Genomic DNA, 19,003 nt, shown 5'->3' on the forward strand with positions numbered 1-19,003 from the left:
GATCATCCCTCTTCAGGTGAAACGCATGCTCAGGTCCAACCAGCGGCTGCGGGTGACCGGCGCGCTGGTCGAGATCAGATCTATGCCCGTGGCGGCGTAGGCCTGCAACTGCTCCGGCTGAATGCCCGAAGCCTCCAGCACCACCACACCGGTGCTGCAGTCCCGCAGGCGCGGCACCAGCTGGGTGAGCTGCGCAGGGCTGAATTCATCCAGCAGCACCCCATTGGCGCCCGCCTGCACCGCCTCCAATGCCTGGGCCTCCGTCTCCGCTTCCACAATCACGGCCGTGGGCCAGGGGGCCTGCTCACGGACGGCCGTGATGGCCGCTGTGATGCCCCCCGCCCAAGCGATGTGGTTCTCCTTGAGCATGGCCGCGTCATCCAGCCCCATGCGGTGGTTGATGCCGCCGCCGCAACGCACCGCGTATTTCTCCAGCAGACGAAGCCCAGGCGTGGTCTTGCGGGTATCAGCAAGCCGCACACCGGTGCCCTCAAGCTGGGCCACCAATGCAGCGGTGGCGGTGGCAATGCCCGAGAGGCGCATGGCCAAGTTCAAGGCGGTGCGTTCCCCAGCCACCAAAGCCTTGGCCGGCCCCTGCAGCTCCAGCAGGCAGTCCCCGACCTCAACGGCGTCGCCGTCCTGCCGCAGCAGGCGAACGCTCACCCCGGGATCCAGACGCTGGAACAGGCGCTGCACCAACGGACCACCGCAGAACCGGCCCGGCTGTTTGGCGACCCAATGGGCCTGACCCTGCTGGCCCTGCAAGGCAGCCGCCGTCAGATCACCGCGGCCGATGTCTTCCGCCAGCCAGGCCTCCAAGGCAGCGGTGAGTGCCGGGGATTGCCAGTCCAAACCGTTTCAAACGTCCGCTGAACCTATTTTCCGATGCAGAAGCGCGAAAACACCCGATCCAGCACCGCTTCGGTGAGCTCTTCCCCGGTGATCTCCCCCAGCGCGCGGATCGCCTCCCGCAGGTCGATGGTCCAGAAGTCCCACGGCAGCTGCTGGGCCGCCACCTCCTGGCTGCGGGCCAGGGCTTCGGCGGCTCGGGCAGCCAGATCGCGTTGGCGTTGGTTCAGCGCCACCAACATGCCGTCGGTTCCAGCAGCCCCGCAACGCTCCAGCAGAGCCTGCACCAGGTCGGCCTCCCCCGTGCCCTCCAAGGCCGACAGCTGAACATCCACCGACTGGGGGAAGGCCCCCGATGGGAGATCCGCCTTGTTGGCCACCAGGATCCTGGGGATCTGCGCGGGGATGCGCGCCAGCAAGGCGGCGTCTTCAGCGGTCCAGCCCGCATGGCGGTCGAGCACCAACAGCACCACATCCGCTGTGGCCAGAGCTTCCTCGCTGCGGGCAATCCCCAGCTGCTCCACCGCGTCATCAGTGCTGCGGATGCCGGCGGTGTCGAGCAGGGTGATCGGCACCCCTTCCAGCACGATCTCGCTCTCCAGCAGATCTCTAGTGGTGCCCGGCAGATCGGTCACGATCGCCCGCTCGCGGCGGCTGAGCCGATTGAGCAGAGAACTTTTTCCCACGTTGGGGCGACCTACCAGGGCGACCCGCAGGCCCTGGCGCAGGGCATCGCCCCGCTCGCCATCGCGCACCAACTGCTGAAGCTCAAGCCGCACGGCTTGCAGCTGCTGCAGCAGGGCCTCGCCATCGAGGGGCGGCAGGTCCTCCTCGAAATCCACCCGAGCCTCCAACTCCGTGAGCTGATCGAGCAGCCGTTCCCGCAGCGCCGTGATCTGGGCCTGAATGCCGCCATCGAGGCCTGCCATCGCCAACTCGGCCGCTCGGCGGCTGCGGGCCGCCACCAGCTCACTCACCGCCTCGGCGCGGGTGAGATCGAGCCGGCCGTTGAGCACGGCCCGCTGGCTGAACTCGCCCGGCTGGGCCCGCCGCACTCCCGGCTGCCGCAGCACCTGTTCGAGCACCCGCTGCACGGCGATCACTCCGCCATGGCAGTGGATCTCCACCACGTCCTCACCGGTGAAGCTGCGAGGGCCGCGCATCAACAGCAGCAGCACCTCATCGAGACGGCGGCCCTCGCCATCGATCACATGGCCGTACACCACCCGGTGCGATCCCCACTCCTGTCGGCCCGGGCAGTGCACCACGCTGCGCCCCGTCGCTTCCGCAGCCGGCCCGGAGAGACGAATCACGGCGATCCCGCCCTGCCCTGGGGCCACGGCGGTGGCCACGGCCGCAATCGTGTCGGTGCTGGGCACAGCATTCGCCGCTGGTGATCCATACCTAGGATCCGGCCGATTTCTGCTGGGTTCATGCGCCGGTTGCTGCGCCTCAGTCGCATCCGGATGCGCCGCGGGGTCCTCTGGTTGTGGAGACAGGAAGGCACCCCAGGCCAACGGGCCCGTGGCCTGGCCGCTGGCGTGTTCTGCGGCTGCTACCCCTTCTTCGGGCTGCAGATCTTCCTCAGCGTGGGTGTGGCCAGCGTGGTGCGTGGCAATCACCTGCTCGCCGCTGCAGGAACCCTGGTAAGCAATCCCCTCACCTATCTGCCCCTCTATTGGTTCAACTATCTGGTGGGCTGTCAGCTGCTGGGCCCTGGCCAAGGCGGGATCAACCTTTCGGAGCTGGATCGCAGCAGCCTTTGGGCCCAGGGATGGGAGTTCAGCCAGCGCATCCTGCTCGGCTCCACCGTTGTGGGAATGGTGCTGGCCATCGCCAGCGGCTGGATGGCCCACCGCCTGTTTCTGCAGCGTGAAGCCCGTGCCGTCGTGAGCCGAGGCAGCTAGCTCGTGCCCACCCGGGCAATCCCGATCACATCCGCCATCGAGCGGATCTGGTCCATGGTGCGGCTGAGCTGATCGGCACCCTCCAGCTCAACCCGCAGATCAATGCGGGCCGGCTTGCCAGCGGCAGTGGTCACCCGCGCATCACTGACGTTGATGGCCCCATCGGAGAGACGCAGCAGGATGTCTTTGAGGATGCCGACGCGATCGATCACTTCGATCCGCAGCTGCACCGGGAAGCGCTGTTTCTCCTGTTCGGCGTGGGTGGTGTTCCAGCGCACGGGAAGGCGACGTTCCCGCGGGATCATCTCCACATTGGAGCAGTCCTGCCGGTGAATGGTGATGCCGTGGTTGCCGAGGGCCACCGTGCCCACGATCAACTCACCCGGCAGCGGACTACAACAGCCACCGAGGCGGTAGTCCAAGCCCTCCAGCCCAAGGATCGCCCCTTCACCTCCGGAACGGTCCGGCGCCGGATCCCGCGATGGCAGCAGCGCCGCAGCCACGTCTTCGTTGCTGGGTGGGGCCTGCTGCTGTTCCGCCAACAGACGCATCTCCTCCCGCAAACGGTTGAGCGCCTGCTGCAGCGTGACGTCTCCAAATCCCAGTGAGGCCAGCAGGTCTTCGGTGGTGGGCACATTGCAGCGCTGCGCCACCCGCTGCATCGCCTCACTGTTGAGCAGGGCATCGAAGCCATCACGCCCCAGCTCCCGCTCCAGCAGATCCTTGCCCCGTTCAATCGTTTCGTCACGGTGGCTGCGCTTGTACCACTGGCGAATGCGATTGCGCGCCGTCGGCGTGGCGACGAAGTTCAGCCAATCGAGGCTGGGATGGGCCGTTTTGCTGGTGAGCACCTGAACGAAATCACCGTTCTGCAGCGGCGTCGCCAGCGGACACAGCCGATCGTTGATGCGAACGCCATGGCAGTGGTTGCCCACCTCGGAGTGGATGCGATAGGCGAAATCGACGGCGGTTGCGCCCTTGCGCAACCCGAGCACATCACCCTTCGGGGTGAACACAAACACCTCTTTGTCGAAGAGGTCTTCCTTGATCGAGGAGAGGTAGTCGTTGTGGTCGTCGTTGCCGCCTTCCTGCTGCCAATCCACCAGCTGACGCAGCCAGTTGAACCGCTCCGCATCACTGCTGCTGCTGGCCGGTGAGCCACCTTCCTTGTATTTCCAGTGGGCCGCAATTCCGAATTCGGCCACATGGTGCATCTCAAGCGTGCGGATCTGCACTTCGATCGGGCGATGCCGACCGATCACCGCTGTGTGCAGGGATTGGTAGCCGTTGGGCTTCGGCAACCCGATGTAGTCCTTGAAGCGACCGGGAATCGGGCGGAAGGTGTCGTGAACCACCGCGAGAGCGCGGTAGCAGCTCTCGACATTGGGGGTGAGGATCCGCAACGCCGCCACGTCGTAGATCTCGTGGAACTCCTTCTGCTGGCGCTGCATCTTGCTCCAGATGCCGAACAGATGTTTGGGGCGACCACTCACCTCGCAGTGCTCTAGGCCGGCCCGTTCCAGCCGCTCATTCAGCAGCCCCACCGTGACGCCGAGCCGTTGCTCCCGTTCACTGCGTTTGGTGGCCACCTCCTCCTGAATCTCCCGGAAGGCCTCCGGTTCCAGCAATTTGAAGGCCAGATCCTCCAGCTCCCACTTGAAGCGACCGATGCCGAGGCGGTTGGCCAGGGGGGCATAGATCTCACGGGTTTCGCGGGCGATCCGCTGACGCTTCTCCTCCTTCAACGCACCTAGGGTGCGCATGTTGTGCAAGCGGTCGGCCAGCTTCACCAACACCACACGGATGTCGCTGGCCATCGCCAGGAACATCCGGCGCAGATTTTCCGCCTGCGCTTCCGTGCGGTCGTTGAAGTGGATGCCGCCGAGCTTGGTGACCCCCTCCACTAGTTCACGCACCTCGGAACCGAAGTGCAGCTCGATCTGATCGGGGGTGACGTCGGTGTCTTCGACCACGTCGTGGAGGAACCCTGCGGCGATCACCGGGGCGCTGGCGCCGATATCCCGCAACAGATCAGCCACCGCCACCGGATGGACGATGTAGGGGTCTCCACTGGCCCTGAACTGGCCTTCGTGGAGCTGGAAGCCAAAATCAAAGGCCGACACCAGCAGCGCTTCGGAATCGGTGGGGCAGCTCTGGCCAATACCGGGCGGCACATTGGAGATGCACTCCCGCAACCAGTCCGGCAGAGCAATGCCGTAATCGTCCGGATGACGGACGGGATGACGCCTCACTTCGGGTAACGCGCAGCCCGCAGTGGCCGAACCCGTGCTGGTTCGGGGCTCTTTGGGTGTGGAGGCAGCGTTGAGCATCCGACCCATCGGGTCAATCCATGGTATTCAGTGCAGGACCCCCTGTCGCTCCCGCAGCACTGTTCATGGGCCGGCCTGTTCTGGAATTCGAACAGCTGCGGTTGCGCTATCCCGGCAGCAACTCCTGGACGCTTGATGGGCTGAATTTGAGCCTCGAGCCAGGAGAGACCCTGGCCTTGGTGGGATCCTCGGGCTGCGGCAAAAGCACGGTGGCGCGGGCCGTGATGCAGCTGTTGCCGCAGGGAACGGTCTGTGAAGGACGGCTGGCCTTGAACGGCAAGGATCCACGCCAGCTCAGGCGACCACAGTTGCGGCAGCTGCGGGGTGAGGCCGTGGGTCTGGTGTTCCAGGACCCGATGACGCGGATGAATCCACTGATGAGCGTGGGCGGCCATCTGATCGACACCCTCAGGGCCCACCGACCTCAAATCAGTGCCGCGGCCCACCAGGAACGGGCCCGAGAACTGCTGGACCGGGTAGGCATTGGCGCCAACCGCTTCCGCGCCTACCCCCATGAGCTCAGTGGTGGCATGCGCCAGCGCCTGGCCATTGCTCTGGCGATTGCCCTGGAACCACCGCTGCTGATCGCCGATGAACCCACCACCAGCCTGGATGTGGCGGTGGCCGGGCAGGTGATGGCGGAACTCAGCGGCCTCTGCCAGGAACTAGGCAGTGCCCTGCTGCTGATCAGCCACGACCTGGCCATGGCCGCCCGCTGGTGCGAGCGCATGGCCATGCTCGACGGCGGACGCAAGGTGGAGGACGGCCCCAGCCACCAGCTGCTCACCCGGCCGCAGTCGCCGGTGGGGCAACGGCTGGTGGCCTCCGCCCAGGCCCGGGAAGGGGGACGCTCACCGGCACGTCCCGACAACGGCAGCGTGCTGCGGGTGGAGGAGATGCGCTGCTGGCATGCCGTGGGGGGCGCACCTTGGGCACCCCTCTGGCTGAAGGCAGTGGATGGGGTGAGTTTCGAGCTCAGGGCTGGGGAAAGCCTGGGGGTGGTGGGGGCCTCCGGCTGCGGGAAAAGCACCCTCTGCCGGGCCTTGATGGGGCTCAATCCCATCCGTGGCGGCCGGGTGGACCTGCTGGGCCAGGACCTGCTAAGCCTGCGTTTTGAGGCGCTGCGGACAGCCCGCCGGGCCCTCCAGATGGTGTTTCAGGACCCTCTGGCCTGCCTGAATCCCGCCCTGCAGGTGGCCGATGCCATCGCCGATCCCTTGCTGATCCATGGCCTCTGCTCGAAAGCGACAGCCCGGGAGGAAGCACGCCGCCTGCTGGAGCGGGTCGGCCTCAGCCCGGCTGAGCAGTTTCAACACCGCCTACCCAAGCAGCTCTCCGGCGGCCAGCAGCAGCGGGTGGCCATCGCCCGCGCCCTGGCGTTGAAACCCAAGGTGCTGATTTGCGATGAGAGCGTCAGCATGCTCGATGCCGAAGTGCAGGCGGATGTGCTGGCGCTACTGCGGGAGCTGCAGCAGGAGCTGGGCCTGGCGATCGTGTTCATCACCCACGACCTCTCGGTGGCCAGTGGTTTTTGCCACCGGGTGATGGTGCTGGACAAGGGGAAAGTGGTGGAAGAAGGGCCAGGGGACCGGATCTTCAGCGCACCTCAGGCTCCGATCAGCCGCACCCTGGTGGAGGCCTGCCCAAGGCTGCCCCGTTAAGCCCTCAGCCCGAGGCGGCGCGTCGCCTCAGCACCCCCAGCAACTTCTCCATCACTGGAGGCAGGGGAGCTTCGAACACCATCCGCTCGCGGGTGATCGGATGATCCAGCCCCAGCTGCACGGCATGCAGGGCCTGGCCAGGCAACTCGATCGGCAACTTGCGGCAGCGGCTGTAGGTGGGGTCCCCCACCACGGGGTGGTTCATGTGGGCGCAGTGGACGCGGATCTGATGGGTCCGCCCGGTGTCGAGCTTGAACCGCAGCAGGGAGTAGTCGCCGAGTCGCTCCACCAGAGTCCAGTGGGTGCAGGCATACCGGCCGTTTTCGCTGCTCACCACCGCGTACTTCTTGCGATCCGCCGGATGACGGCCAATCGCCCCGACGATCGTGCCCGAGTCGCCGGCAGGCACCCCATGGACGACGGCGAAGTATTCCCGTGAAGCGATCCGCTTCTGGATCTGCACCTGCAGCCGCACCAAGGCCTCCTGGCTCTTGGCGATCACGATGCAGCCGGTGGTGTCTTTATCAAGGCGGTGCACGATCCCTGGCCGCAACTTGCCGCTGATGCCGGGCAAGTCCGGGCAGTGGTGCAGCAGGCCGTTCACCAGGGTGCCGTCCTTGTTGCCCGGCGCCGGATGCACCGTCAGCCCGGCAGGCTTGTTGAGCACGATCAGATGGTCGTCCTCAAACAACACATCCAGATCCATCGGCTCCGGCTTGAGGTAAGGCAGCGGTTCCGGTGGTGGCATCCAAAGCTGCACCTCATCGCCCTGGCGCAGGGGTGTTTTGGCCTTGCCGGTCTTGCCGTTGACGCGCACGTAGCCCGCATCGATGAACTTCTGAATCCGGGCCCGGCTCTGCTCCGTGCGCTGGCTCACCAACCAGCGGTCCAGCCGCATCGGCAACGGCTTGGGATAGGCCAGCGTCAATAGCTCTCCCTCCCCTTCACCAAAGCGGTCGGTGAATGTCTCCTCCGGCAACGGAGGACGTTTCCACTGCGGACTCATGCCGGCAGCTCCAGGGCAATGCTGCCGAGGGCCGATTTGCGGAAATCATCCAGCAACCGCTGGGCCATGCGCGCCGTCTCACCGGAGGTATGGCGGGCCGCTGCGGCATCCAGCCAAAGGGCAGGGTCGGCCGTTTCACCGCTCAGGGGAATGCCGTAGCGCTCCTGGAGCAGCGGAATCGCCACCCCAGCGGCAGGCTGCGATTCCACATCCAGCAACAACTGCAGGAAGGCCTGAGCCACAAGCTCACCGTCGTAGGCGGCCTGGCCGATGTCGTCGCAAAGGGCCAGCCGCAGGGCCGCCTGCTGGTCATCGAGCCGAGGCGGCAGCACGCCGGGGGCATCAAGAAGGTCAAGGTCTTGCCCCAGACGCACCCAGCGCAGGGTTCGCGTCACCCCGGCCCGCCGGGCACTGGCCACCACCTTCTGGCGCACAAGGCGGTTGATCAACGCCGACTTGCCCACGTTGGGGAAGCCCAAGGTGAGCGCCCGCACCGGCCTGGGCCGCATGCCCCGGTTGCGGCGGCGTTCGTTGAGCTGGTCGCCGGCACGGATCGCGGCCTGCTGCACCTGCTTCACGCCGGTGCCGGCTTTGGCATCACACCAAACCGTCCGCTGCCCATGGGCCTTAAACCAGGCCTCCCAGGCCTCCTTGGCCGCCGCAGTGACCATGTCGCGCCGGTTGATCACCAACAGATGCTGCTTGCCCTTCAACCAGCGGTTGAGGTGGGGGTGGCCCGTGGCCAGAGGAATGCGGGCATCCCGCACCTCGATCACCAGATCCACCTTGTCGAGATGGCGTTTGAGCTGCTGCTCCGCCTTGGCGATGTGGCCGGGGTACCACTGGATCGTTGGGGTGCTCACGAACGCAAACGCACAGAACAGACGGCCAGCCGGAACAGATTCACTTTGAACGCGCTGGCGCCATTGCCATTCACACGGGTTAATCTCACCCCGTTTTCTTACCGCACGACACAACCCTATGGCGAAGCGTTCCCTGGCCAGCCTCAACGCCGGCGACCTGAGCGGCAAACGCGTTCTCGTGCGGGTTGACTTCAACGTGCCCCTGAACGACGCCGGTGCGATCACCGACGACACCCGCATCCGCGCCGCCCTGCCCACGATCAACGACCTGATCGGCAAGGGCGCCAAGGTAATCCTGTCTGCTCACTTTGGCCGTCCCAAGGGCCAGGTAAACGACGCCATGCGTCTCACCCCCGTGGCCGCTCGTCTGAGCGAACTGCTGGGCAAGCCCGTGGCCAAGACCGACAGCTGCATCGGCCCCGACGCCGAAGCCAAGGTGGGCGCCATGGCCAACGGCGATGTGGTGCTGCTGGAGAACGTGCGCTTCTTCGCTGAAGAAGAGAAGAACGAAGCCGGTTTCGCTGAGAAGCTCGCAGGCCTGGCTGAGGTGTATGTGAACGACGCCTTCGGCGCCGCCCACCGCGCCCACGCCTCCACCGAAGGCGTGACCAAGTTCCTCAAGCCCTCCGTCGCCGGCTTCCTGATGGAGAAGGAACTTCAGTACCTGCAGGGTGCTGTTGATGAGCCCAAGCGTCCCCTGGCTGCCATCGTCGGCGGCTCCAAAGTGAGCTCCAAGATCGGCGTGCTCGAAGCCCTGATCGACAAGTGCGACAAGGTGCTGATCGGCGGCGGCATGATCTTCACCTTCTACAAGGCCCGCGGGCTCTCGGTGGGCAAGAGCCTGGTGGAAGAAGACAAGCTGGAACTGGCCAAGGAGCTCGAGGCCAAGGCCAAGGCCAAAGGCGTGCAGCTGTTGCTGCCCACCGACGTGGTGCTGGCGGACAACTTCGCCCCCGATGCCAACAGCCAGACCGCTGACATCAACGCCATCCCCGACGGCTGGATGGGTCTGGACATCGGCCCCGATTCGATCAAGGTGTTCCAGGACGCCCTGGCCGACTGTCAGACCGTGATCTGGAACGGCCCCATGGGCGTGTTCGAGTTCGACAAGTTCGCTGCTGGCACCAACGCCATCGCCACCACCCTGGCCGACTTGAGCGGCAAAGGCTGCTGCACGATCATCGGCGGTGGTGACTCCGTGGCAGCGGTCGAGAAAGCTGGCCTGGCCGAGAAGATGTCGCACATCTCCACCGGCGGCGGCGCCAGCCTCGAACTGCTGGAAGGCAAGGTGCTGCCCGGCGTGGCTGCCCTCGACGCCGCCTGATCAGCGGCTCAGACCTGCAGCTGCAGGTCTTGATCGATCTCATCCCGGACGTCTCTCAAAAGGACGACCGGGATTTTTTGTCCTGAAGGCACAACTGCAGCGCATCCGTCGACCAGGATCCGAATGCTTCGCCATGCGTCATGACAAAAGCTGACTTGAGCCTTGGCTTCGTGGGGCTGGGGGCACTCGGCTTGCCCATGGCGATCAACCTGCACCGCGCTGGCTTCCCACTGCGGGTGCACTCCCGCAGCCGCACCGCCGAAACCGATCCGGAGCTCGAGGGTGCTGCTCGCTGTTCCAGCCCAGCCGAAGCGAGCACCGGCGTGGATGTGCTGCTGCTGTGCGTCAGCGACGATGCAGCCGTTGAGGAGGTGCTGTTCGGAGCCAACGGGGCCGCATCACAACTGGGCATCGGCAGTGTGGTGCTGGATTGCTCCACCATTGCTCCCGCCACGGCCCAACGCTGTGCGGAGCGCCTGGCCCACCAGGATGTTCACTATCTGGATGCCCCCGTCACTGGCGGCACGGAAGGGGCCAAACGCGGCAGCCTCACGGTGCTGGTGGGAGGGGCCAGCGAGATCCTGGAACGGGTTCAGTCCATCCTCGAGGTGATTGGCGGCTCCATTCATCACTTCGGTGGCGTGGGGCGAGGGCAGCAGGTGAAAGCGGTGAACCAGGTGCTGGTGGCCGGCAGCTATGCCGCCGTGGCCGAAGCGGTGGCTCTGGGCCAGCGTCTGGAGCTGCCCATGCCCCAGGTGATCGATGCCCTCAAAAATGGTGCAGCCGGCTCATGGGCCCTCGACCATCGCAGCATCGCCATGCTGGAGGGCAGCTATCCCCTCGGCTTCCGGCTCAGCCTGCATCGCAAGGATCTCGGGATTGCCCTTGATGCAGCCAAGGCCGTCCAATTGGATCTGCCCGTCACAACGCTGGTGGAACAGCTGGAACTCGATCTGATCAACAACGGCCATGGTGATGAGGACGTGTCCGCCCTGCACCGCTGGAATCACACAAGACAACGGAGCTAGTAGCTGCTAACTACCCGCACCCGTTTGGTGGCCGTCACCACCCCATCGGGATGCACCAGCATCACGGCCCAGGTCTGCGAACCGGGTTGCTGCGGAGCCTGAACGCTCTTGAACAAGCCACCCCCTCCTTGGGGAGCCAGCGGCAGGTTGGGACGGATCTGAGCCGACAGCTGCTCATCGGAAAGGTCGACCAAACCGCCCGCCACCAGGGCCTGGCCTAGCGGTTTTTCAACGATTAAGTCGACGTCATAACGGCTGCCGGTGAGCACCACGTCGGGGATGGCGACGTCAACCGCCAAGGGGCGCTCACCACTGCGCAGCAAGGACTGCTGGGCCAACAGTTCCTGCTCCACCAACTCGCCGCCTTCCAAACGAATCGCAATCTGTTCGCTGGCCTCAAGGGAATAACTGAGCCCCTGGGATTCAGCGGCACCCCGCACCTGCAGGCTGAGGGTTGGACGGCCATCTGGTGTAAGAGCTGCGGGCTCCACCTGCCAGGTGACCTCGGGAAAATCCTGCCGGAAACGCTCCAGGCGCTGGGCCAGCACAGGCTGAAGCTCAACGCTGGCCAGAGTGTCGAACGCCGAAGAGCTGCCGCTGTTCAATGCCGCTTGCAGGCGATCGCTGAAACGTTCCACAGCACTGCCCCCACGTCCGGGCTGCTCAAGGGCATGGACCGGTGACAAAAGCAACGCCATGGCCGACACGAGCGTGACTCCCAGAAAACGACGCACGGGCCAGACCACATCAACCCAATTAAATTAGGCCTGGTGTGCGGTGACGGCCGACGCGATGACCCGGCTTCTGATCGCCGCCAGCGGCACCGGCGGCCATCTCTTCCCCGCTCTGGCTGTTGCGGAAGCTGTGGAACAGCAGTGGCCCGTGCGCTGGCTGGGGGTGCCTGATCGGCTCGAAACGCAGCTGGTGCCGCAGCGTTTTGGTTTGGTGTGCGTGAACGCCGGCGGACTGCAAGGACGCGGGCTGACCAAGCTGCTGCAGTTGCTGCGCCTGTTGCTGGCCAGCGTGAACGTGCGGCGGATGATCCGCCGAAACGCGATCGATGTGGTGTTCACCACCGGCGGCTACATCGCCGCCCCCGCGATCCTGGCGGCGCGTTGGTGCGGGATTCCCGTGGTGCTGCATGAATCCAATGCCATCCCGGGGCGGGTCACCCGCTTGCTGGGTCGCTTCTGCAGCGCCGTGGCCATTGGCCTCCCCGCTGCCGCCAAGCGCATCCCCGGCAGCCAGCCGGTGCTAACGGGCACACCAGTGCGTTCCAGCTTTCTGGCCCCACAACCCCTACCGGGCTGGGTCCCTTCCGGGGAGGGGCCGCTCCTGGTGGTGATGGGCGGCAGTCAAGGCGCCGTCGGCCTCAACCGAATGGTGCGTGCCGCGGTGCCGGCATTGTTGGAGCAGGGCTGCCGCGTGGTTCACCTCACCGGCGACAACGACCCCGACCTTGGGCAGCTGCAGCACCCACAACTGGTGGAACGCCGCTTCAGCGATGAGATGCCCGGGTTGCTGCAACATGCGGATCTAGCCATCAGCCGCGCGGGGGCCGGCAGCCTCAGTGAACTGGCGGTCTGCGGAACCCCGGCCGTGCTGGTGCCGTTCCCGCAGGCGGCGGACCAGCACCAGGAGGCCAATGCCGCCTGTGCGGCATCCCTCGGTGCGGCCGTGATCGTGCATCAACACGAACCGGAGCAACCCGTGTTGCTGACCACCGTGCAAAGGCTCCTGGCATCGCGGCTCGGACACGCCAGCACTACAGAGGATCCACTCACCCAGATGCGTGAAGGGATGGCTGCGTTGGCGGAACGGGATGCTGAACGGCAACTGGCCGGCGTGCTTCAAGACCTGGTGGCCTGAGTCAAGCCAGAGGGGTGCGCTTCAACTCCTCACGCATCGCCCACACGATGCGGCGGTTGTTGCGCCGCGATTGCAATCCGATCCGCAGCCAGGTCTCTCCCAAACCCTCAAAGGAACGGCAATCACGCAAAAGAATGCGATGCCGTTGCTCCAATGCTTCCCGCAATGGCACGAGGGATCGGTTCGCTCGAATCAGCAGATAGTTAACCGCCGACGGCATCGGGGTGATGCCCGGCAACGCAGCCAGTTGCCGCTGCATCCACGCCCCCTCCGTTGCCGTCCAACGCTGCACGCGCGCGCACCAAGAGTGGTAACGCCGCGGAGATGACAACAACTGTTCGCCAACAGCCAGGGCGATGCCATTCACGGGCCAGGGATCCCGCCACTCGGCCCAACGCTGCAACCGCTGGGGCTGCGCAACGGCATAGCCCAAACGCAAGCCAGCAATGCCATAGAGCTTGGTGAGGCTGCGGATCACCACCAGGTTCGAATGCTCAGTCACCAAGGGAATCAACGACTGCTGCTCGCCGTTGGGCACCAGAGGCAAAAACGCTTCATCACAGATCACCAGGGCGTACCGCTCCAGCAATGGCTGCAATGAGGCACGGCTCCAGAGCTGACCGGTGGGGTTATGGGGATTGCAAATCCACAGCACAGATCCCTCGCCCGGGTCGGGGGACGGTTGCGGAAACCCCTCATCCCAAAGGAGAGGCAACTGCTGCTGCCGGGAGGTCGCTGACCAGCAGCGCAAGGCACGTTTGTAATCGGCAAAACCCGGTGCTGCCAGCACACTCAAACCTTGCTCGGCTGCATCATGAGCCGCCCAGGTGAACAGTTCAGCGGCGCCATTACCCGGCAACAGAAAAGAAAACTCCAGACCATGCAGGGCGCCCAAAAGCCTGCGAATCAACGCGTGACCTCTATCGGGGTAGTGGCGTATGGAAGCCAGTGGGATGCGGGAGGCACGCGGACTCCAGGGGATCAAGGAGGCACTGGCATCCAGCAGCTGCGAGGGCCGGCAGTTCAATCGTGCTGCGGCCGCTTCCCGATTGCCGCCATGGCGCAGGTCGACGCCCATCCCGACTCCCGATACAACTCAGAGACATCTCCAGCGTGACCCACTGCCGTTGCGCTGCCTTAAAGCAAAAGGTTCAGTCTTGCCAGGGCAAACCGCTGCCGGATGCTTCCGCGATAGTGCGCAGACCGTGGCGGTCCAACTGCAGCAGAAGACCATCCAGAATCCGCGGCACCAAATCCGGCCCCTGAAAGATCCAGCCGGTATAGAGCTGCACCAGAGAAGCCCCTGCGGTGATGCGCTCCCAGGCGACTTGCGCCGAGTCAATCCCACCCACACCGATCAACGGCAGCGCCGGGCCAGCACTGGCCCGCAAGCGACGGATCACCTCCTGGGCCCGCTGACGCAGGGGGGCACCGCTGAGACCACCGGCCTCCTCCGCCAAAGTGCGCCCGGTCTGCGGCAACCGCCGTTGCTCCAGGCCCAGCCGATTGAGACTGGTGTTGACCGCGATCACCCCAGCCAGACCCTCCTCAAAGGCCAATCGGGCCACCGCATCAATCGATTCATCGTCCAGATCCGGCGCGATCTTCACCAACAAAGGGGGGCAGGCCGGCAGCCGGCGCAGCCGCTCCACCAACCGCCGCAACTGGGCTGTGTCCTGCAGATCCCGCAATCCGGGGGTGTTGGGGGAGCTGACGTTGATCACCGCGTAGTCCGCCAAGGGCGACAACAACTCCAGGGACGCCGCGTAGTCGTCCGGTGCCTGCTCCAAGGCCGTGATCTTGGATTTGCCCACATTGATCCCCAGCACCGCCGGCCGCCGGCCGGGCGGATCCAGACGTTGACGCTCCAGCGTTTTCAACAGCGCCTTGGCGCCATCGTTGTTGAATCCCATCCGGTTCAACGCGGCCTGCTCCTCCGCCAACCGGAACAGGCGTGGTTTGGGGTTGCCCGGCTGGCCATGCCAGGTGACCGTGCCCACTTCGGCGAAGCCAAAGCCAAAGCAATCCCAAATCCCAGCCGCGACTCCGTTCTTGTCAAACCCCGCCGCCAAACCCACCGGGTTGGGGAAGCGGCAGCCAAACAGCACTTGTTCCAGGCGCAGATCACGCCGTTGCAGATCCGCCGCAACGCCATCCAGCACCGTGGACACCCCTGGCCAGCGGCGCCGCAGGCTGGCTTGACCAAGAGCCGTGAGGGCAGTGCGCGACAGCTGTTCAGCATCCAGACCGTCGTCCCGTGCCAAGACCGGGCCAAGCCAACGCTGATAGAAGGCACCGCTGCTGAGCGGTCCAGCCGAGGAGGACGGCGACATGCTCTAGCTCAGGACTGTTCTGATCCTGCCTCGCGACGTTGCAGGATCCAGCGACCTTCCGCCTGGGGCTCGACGGTCCAATCCCTCCAGATCCAGCTCTCAGCCTTGGTTTCCAGCTGTTTGAGCGGCTTTTCCACCAGCTGCGCCAGCTCCAGCAACGAGAGGCTGTAGCCACCCTGCGCGAGACGGTCCGCCAGCTCCAACCGGGATAACAGCTGTAGCAGAGGCTTGGGGGCAACCTCAGATGGAGCTTCAGGTGCGGCCTCGGCGGAAGACAGCTCCGATGATCCCTGCTTCAGAGACAAGTTGGGCTGGGCGTTATGGGAGAACGCCACGGCGATGCGGTCCACCCGTTCGTTATCTGGATCACCGCTGTGGCCTTTGACGTAGCGCAGGGGCACATCATCCAGACGAGCGGCATCCAAAGCCTTCCAGAGGTCCTGGTTGAGCACGGGCTTGCCCGCAGCTGTTTTCCAGCCTTTGCGCTTCCAGCCTTTGATCCAGGAGCCCAGGCCATCAATCAGATATTTGCTGTCGGTGCGCAGGGTGAGATCCGGATGACGGGGCAGATGTTCAAGCCGTTGCAACACCTCCAACGCCGCCTGCAGTTCCATGCGGTTGTTGGTGGTGTCGGGTGCATGGCCACCGAATTCCTCAACGCTGCCGTCTTCAAAACGCAATAAGGCCCCCCAACCTCCCGGACCTGGGTTGCCGCTGCAGGCACCATCCGTCGCTGCAGCCACGACCCGTCCCCGTCCTTCCGCCATTGATCGGTCCCAACACTGTTCGGTACAACACGGTTTCTGGCGTCACCGTGGATGAGCCGAACCTACCTACGGGAGGCTGGTCTGACTGCCGTGGGGCTCTTGGCGGCCGGTCTATCGCAGGAGGGCAGTGCACGGGCCTTGTTTGACAGCGCAGCGGTGCCGCAGGAGCACATCGCTGTGCTGGCACAACCCATTGGCAGAGCCCACTGGAAACTGCTGGTGCTGGAACAGATCAAGGCCCAACCGCGCTGCTGGAGGGCACGCCAGGACGGACTGGTGGAGCCCAGCCTGAATCGCTTCAACTTCAGCGGCATCTGCAAGCGCTACCTGGACAGCAATGGATACTCGCTGCGCAGCGGTGGCCAAGACCTTGGAACCCGCTTTCGCTTCCGGCTCAAGCCATCCGGCGCCTCGCTGAGGCTCGAGGCCCTCGACCCCCAGCAACGGGCACCACTCCTGGTGGGTCAGGCTCCCTTACCAACTCGCCGCGATCCCAACGGGTTCGTGGCTCTGCAGCTGGAGCCGGGCTGGGCCTTGGAACGCCGGGTTTACCAGGGTCGCCCGTTGAACCACCTGTACTTCGCGCATCACGACCCGGTGAACCGGCTGCTCGCGCTGGCCAGCAGCCGCGGCCAGCGTTCAGGCTTTCAGCGGTTGGGAGCGCCGATGCCGCCGATCGCACCACCGCCTTTGCCCACGGCACGATCAACACGGCGACGCACCACACAACGACTAACCACACAACGACGAACCACACGCCTGGCCAGCAATGCCCCGATCCGGCTGCAGGTGATTCCCTATCGCCGCTGAGGACCAACCGTCACAGTGCCAGTTGAGAGGGCGACCAGACAGGGGCTGACAAAGGATTCCCCACTCTTAGTCTGAACTTGTGTGAGGAGTGCTGAGCGCCTCTTCAGGGTCGAAACAAGGACAGACTCCTGAATGTGTTCCTCTCTTAAAAAGCTCCGCCTTTGGCGGGGCTTTTTTATTGGCCAGAGAAAACCACAAAAAAACCGGCCCTCGAAAGGACCGGTGACTGAACGCAAACAGGGGGAGAGGGGCAAGCCCTCTCCCAAGGCGATCACTTGAGGGTGACCTTGCCGCCTGCTTCTTCGATGGCCTTCTTGGCAGCTTCGGCGTCTTCCTTGGAGACACCTTCCTTGACGGCCTTGGGAGCAGCCTCGACCAGAGCCTTGGCGTCGCCCAGACCCAGACCGGTGGCCTCACGGACGGCCTTGAGGACCTTGATCTTGGCGGAGGCGTCGAAGCCTTCCAGGATCACGTCGAATTCGGTCTTCTCTTCAGCGGCATCGCCACCGCCACCAGCAGCGCCAGGGGCAGCCATCACAACACCAGCAGATGCTGCGGCGGACACACCGAAGGCCTCTTCGATCTGCTTGACCAGCTCGGAAGCTTCAAGCAGGGAGAGGGATTTCAGCGATTCGAGAATTTCGTCGGTTTTTGCAGACATGGTTTTGAAAGGGGAAGCAACAGATCAATGAACAGTGGTCTCGGCAGGGCCGAATCAGCCTTCGCCGCCTTCGGCGTGCTGCTTGAGTGCCCTGGCCATACCAGAGGGAACCTCGTTGATGCCCACAGCGACCTTCGTGGCCACGGCGTTGATGGCACCGGCGATCTGAGCCATGAGCTGCTCCTTGGAGGGGAGATCGGCAATGGCTTTGATCTCGTCCTGAGACAGGAGCTTGCCTTCGAAAAGGCCGCCCTTGGTCTCGGACTTCTTGAGTTCCTTCTGGAAGGTCTGAACGGCCTTCACACCGGCACCAACATCGCCCTTCACCAGGACGAAGGCGTTGGTTCCGGTCAGCAGGGAATCGAGGCTGGCCCAGTTGCTGTCACCATCAATGGCACGGCGCATCAAGGTGTTTTTGGTCACCTTGCAAACGCTGTCGCTGGCCCGCAGACGATCCCGCAGGTCAGACATTTCCTTGATGGACAGGCCCTTGAAATCAAGGACAAGTGCCAGTTCGGCGTCGGCGAGGAGCTCTTTGAGCTCTCCGACGATCTGCTGCTTGTTCTCCAGCGTGCGGCCCATAGGGATTGGATCGGATCAAAGGAACAAGCTGGGCACACGGCCGATCGAGTCTTCGAAAGGAAGACGAGGCCGCGTGCCGATCCAATCCCGAATGGGACAAAACCGTGTCGCGTCTGCCTCGGCAGGGATTACATCAACGGGAATGACTGACGTCATGCCCAGGGACATCCTGCTGTCTCTGGCCGGGCGCGTGCCCGATTTGGCTTTCGCCAATCGTTAAGTGTAGATGAGAGCCTGATCAGCTCCCCTGCTCGATGTCCTGCAGAGCAGAGAAATCGACTTCAACGGAAGGGCCCATGGTGGAGGTCACATACAGGGACTTCCAGTAACGGCCCTTAGCACCGCTGGGCTTGTTGCGGTCGATGGTTTCCTGCAGGGTCTTGAGGTTCTGCAGCAGGGCATCGGCACTGAAGCTGGCCTTGCCGAAGCGGACGTGAACGATGCCGGTGCGGTCGGCACGGAATTCCAGTTTGCCGGCCTTGAATTCCTTGATCGCAGCCTCGAGGTCCGTGGTGACGGTGCCTGCCTTGGGGTTAGGCATCAAGCCACGGGGGCCGAGGACCCGTCCCAACTTGGCCACCTTGGGCATCATGTCGGGGGTGGCGATCAACAGGTCGAAATCCATTTCGCCCTTGCTGATGCTTTCCACCAGGTCTTCTTCACCGGCGAGTTCGGCACCGGCGGCTTTGGCTTCAGCCACCTTCTCACCGCGGGTCACCACGGCGATGCGCACGGTCTGACCGGTGCCGTTGGGCAGAGCAACGGTGGTGCGCAGCTGCTGGTCGGTGTACTTCGGATCGATGCCGAGGCGCACATGGGCCTCCATCGTCTCGTCGAATTTCGCATTGGCGTTGTCCTTGACCAGGGCAATCGCCTCGAGGGGTGCGTAGGCACGGTCCTCGATCTTGCCGGCCAGGCTGGCCAGGCGCTTGGAGATTTTGGGCATGTTCAGGGTTGGGGTTCAGACGACATCAGGGATGCCTCCCCCGTATGGGTTGGAGAAGCGATGCAGC

Annotated in this window: 18 protein-coding genes; 6 read left to right on the forward strand and 12 right to left on the reverse strand. The window is 64.4% G+C overall.

Translation table 11 applies throughout. The features are described 5' to 3' along the window. Nucleotides 1-12: 12 nt before the first annotated feature. Both nadC and mnmE read right to left on the reverse strand, forming a co-directional pair. A complete protein-coding gene (nadC, locus tag DXY04_RS02790) occupies nucleotides 13-852 on the reverse strand; it encodes a carboxylating nicotinate-nucleotide diphosphorylase (protein ID WP_115160901.1) in 840 nt (279 codons plus the stop codon). A gap of 23 nt (nucleotides 853-875) precedes the next feature. Beyond that, entirely contained in the window at nucleotides 876-2,228 is a 1,353-nt protein-coding gene (mnmE, locus tag DXY04_RS02795) for a tRNA uridine-5-carboxymethylaminomethyl(34) synthesis GTPase MnmE (protein WP_115160902.1), read from the reverse strand. A 54-nt stretch (nucleotides 2,229-2,282) separates the two neighbouring features. Between mnmE and DXY04_RS02800 the strand changes: the two genes are divergently transcribed. Next, nucleotides 2,283-2,756, forward strand: a complete 474-nt coding sequence (locus DXY04_RS02800; RefSeq protein WP_170951320.1) for a DUF2062 domain-containing protein — start codon at nucleotides 2,283-2,285, stop codon at nucleotides 2,754-2,756. Here the strand turns inward: DXY04_RS02800 and DXY04_RS02805 are convergent. Beyond that, a complete protein-coding gene (locus DXY04_RS02805) occupies nucleotides 2,753-5,086 on the reverse strand; it encodes a bifunctional (p)ppGpp synthetase/guanosine-3',5'-bis(diphosphate) 3'-pyrophosphohydrolase (RefSeq protein ID WP_115161251.1) in 2,334 nt (777 codons plus the stop codon). The two genes, DXY04_RS02800 and DXY04_RS02805, sit on opposite strands and share 4 nt — an antisense overlap. A 20-nt stretch (nucleotides 5,087-5,106) precedes the next feature. Here DXY04_RS02805 and DXY04_RS02810 point away from each other — a divergent pair, with 20 nt between their 5' ends. Continuing rightward, nucleotides 5,107-6,747 carry an ABC transporter ATP-binding protein gene (locus DXY04_RS02810; protein ID WP_115160903.1) on the forward strand — a complete coding sequence of 547 codons (1,641 nt, stop codon included), beginning with the start codon at nucleotides 5,107-5,109 and terminating at the stop codon, nucleotides 6,745-6,747. Between the two features lie 4 nt (nucleotides 6,748-6,751). Here DXY04_RS02810 and DXY04_RS02815 read toward each other — a convergent pair whose 3' ends face one another. Continuing rightward, a complete protein-coding gene (locus tag DXY04_RS02815) occupies nucleotides 6,752-7,753 on the reverse strand; it encodes an RluA family pseudouridine synthase (RefSeq protein ID WP_115160904.1) in 1,002 nt (333 codons plus the stop codon). Continuing rightward, on the reverse strand, nucleotides 7,750-8,616 hold the full coding sequence (ylqF, locus tag DXY04_RS02820) for a ribosome biogenesis GTPase YlqF (protein ID WP_115160905.1): 867 nt from the start codon (nucleotides 8,614-8,616) through the stop codon (nucleotides 7,750-7,752). Before ylqF ends, DXY04_RS02815 begins: the two co-directional genes overlap by 4 nt. Before the next feature lie 118 nt (nucleotides 8,617-8,734). Between ylqF and pgk the strand changes: the two genes are divergently transcribed. Both pgk and DXY04_RS02830 read left to right on the forward strand, forming a co-directional pair. Further along, complete coding sequence (pgk, locus tag DXY04_RS02825; protein WP_115081229.1) at nucleotides 8,735-9,940, forward strand: phosphoglycerate kinase; 1,206 nt, start codon at nucleotides 8,735-8,737, stop codon at nucleotides 9,938-9,940. A 140-nt stretch (nucleotides 9,941-10,080) separates the two neighbouring features. Continuing rightward, entirely contained in the window at nucleotides 10,081-10,968 is an 888-nt protein-coding gene (locus DXY04_RS02830; protein ID WP_115160906.1) for an NAD(P)-dependent oxidoreductase, read from the forward strand. Here the strand turns inward: DXY04_RS02830 and DXY04_RS02835 are convergent. Next, on the reverse strand, nucleotides 10,965-11,702 hold the full coding sequence (locus DXY04_RS02835; protein ID WP_244278556.1) for a hypothetical protein: 738 nt from the start codon (nucleotides 11,700-11,702) through the stop codon (nucleotides 10,965-10,967). The genes DXY04_RS02830 and DXY04_RS02835 overlap by 4 nt on opposite strands. A 58-nt stretch (nucleotides 11,703-11,760) precedes the next feature. Between DXY04_RS02835 and murG the strand changes: the two genes are divergently transcribed. Continuing rightward, a complete protein-coding gene (murG, locus tag DXY04_RS02840; protein WP_115161253.1) occupies nucleotides 11,761-12,837 on the forward strand; it encodes an undecaprenyldiphospho-muramoylpentapeptide beta-N-acetylglucosaminyltransferase in 1,077 nt (358 codons plus the stop codon). A 1-nt stretch (nucleotide 12,838) separates the two neighbouring features. Here the strand turns inward: murG and DXY04_RS02845 are convergent, their stop codons facing one another. From DXY04_RS02845 to rnhA, 3 genes are all read right to left on the reverse strand, one after another. After that, nucleotides 12,839-13,915 carry an aminotransferase class I/II-fold pyridoxal phosphate-dependent enzyme gene (locus DXY04_RS02845; protein WP_115160907.1) on the reverse strand — a complete coding sequence of 359 codons (1,077 nt, stop codon included), beginning with the start codon at nucleotides 13,913-13,915 and terminating at the stop codon, nucleotides 12,839-12,841. A 73-nt stretch (nucleotides 13,916-13,988) separates the two neighbouring features. Beyond that, a complete protein-coding gene (locus tag DXY04_RS02850; protein ID WP_114987666.1) occupies nucleotides 13,989-15,170 on the reverse strand; it encodes a quinone-dependent dihydroorotate dehydrogenase in 1,182 nt (393 codons plus the stop codon). Nucleotides 15,171-15,178: 8 nt separating this feature from the next. Continuing rightward, nucleotides 15,179-15,937 (reverse strand): ribonuclease HI, encoded by a 759-nt coding sequence (gene rnhA / locus DXY04_RS02855; protein ID WP_115160908.1) that lies wholly within the window; start codon nucleotides 15,935-15,937, stop codon nucleotides 15,179-15,181. Between the two features lie 51 nt (nucleotides 15,938-15,988). Between rnhA and DXY04_RS02860 the strand changes: the two genes are divergently transcribed. Continuing rightward, on the forward strand, nucleotides 15,989-16,747 hold the full coding sequence (locus DXY04_RS02860; RefSeq protein ID WP_115160909.1) for a DUF3747 domain-containing protein: 759 nt from the start codon (nucleotides 15,989-15,991) through the stop codon (nucleotides 16,745-16,747). 271 nt (nucleotides 16,748-17,018) lie between these two features. Here the strand turns inward: DXY04_RS02860 and rplL are convergent, their stop codons facing one another. The 3 genes from rplL to rplA form a co-directional block, all read right to left on the reverse strand. Continuing rightward, nucleotides 17,019-17,408, reverse strand: a complete 390-nt coding sequence (gene rplL / locus DXY04_RS02865) for a 50S ribosomal protein L7/L12 (RefSeq protein ID WP_114987674.1) — start codon at nucleotides 17,406-17,408, stop codon at nucleotides 17,019-17,021. A gap of 54 nt (nucleotides 17,409-17,462) precedes the next feature. Further along, on the reverse strand, nucleotides 17,463-17,990 hold the full coding sequence (rplJ, locus tag DXY04_RS02870; RefSeq protein ID WP_006851480.1) for a 50S ribosomal protein L10: 528 nt from the start codon (nucleotides 17,988-17,990) through the stop codon (nucleotides 17,463-17,465). A gap of 238 nt (nucleotides 17,991-18,228) precedes the next feature. Next, nucleotides 18,229-18,936: a 50S ribosomal protein L1 gene (gene rplA / locus DXY04_RS02875; RefSeq protein ID WP_038552494.1), complete on the reverse strand. Its 708-nt coding sequence runs from the start codon at nucleotides 18,934-18,936 to the stop codon at nucleotides 18,229-18,231. Nucleotides 18,937-19,003: the final 67 nt, after the last annotated feature.

The organism is Synechococcus sp. UW86 (assembly GCF_900474085.1).
GTDB lineage: Bacteria > Cyanobacteriota > Cyanobacteriia > PCC-6307 > Cyanobiaceae > Parasynechococcus.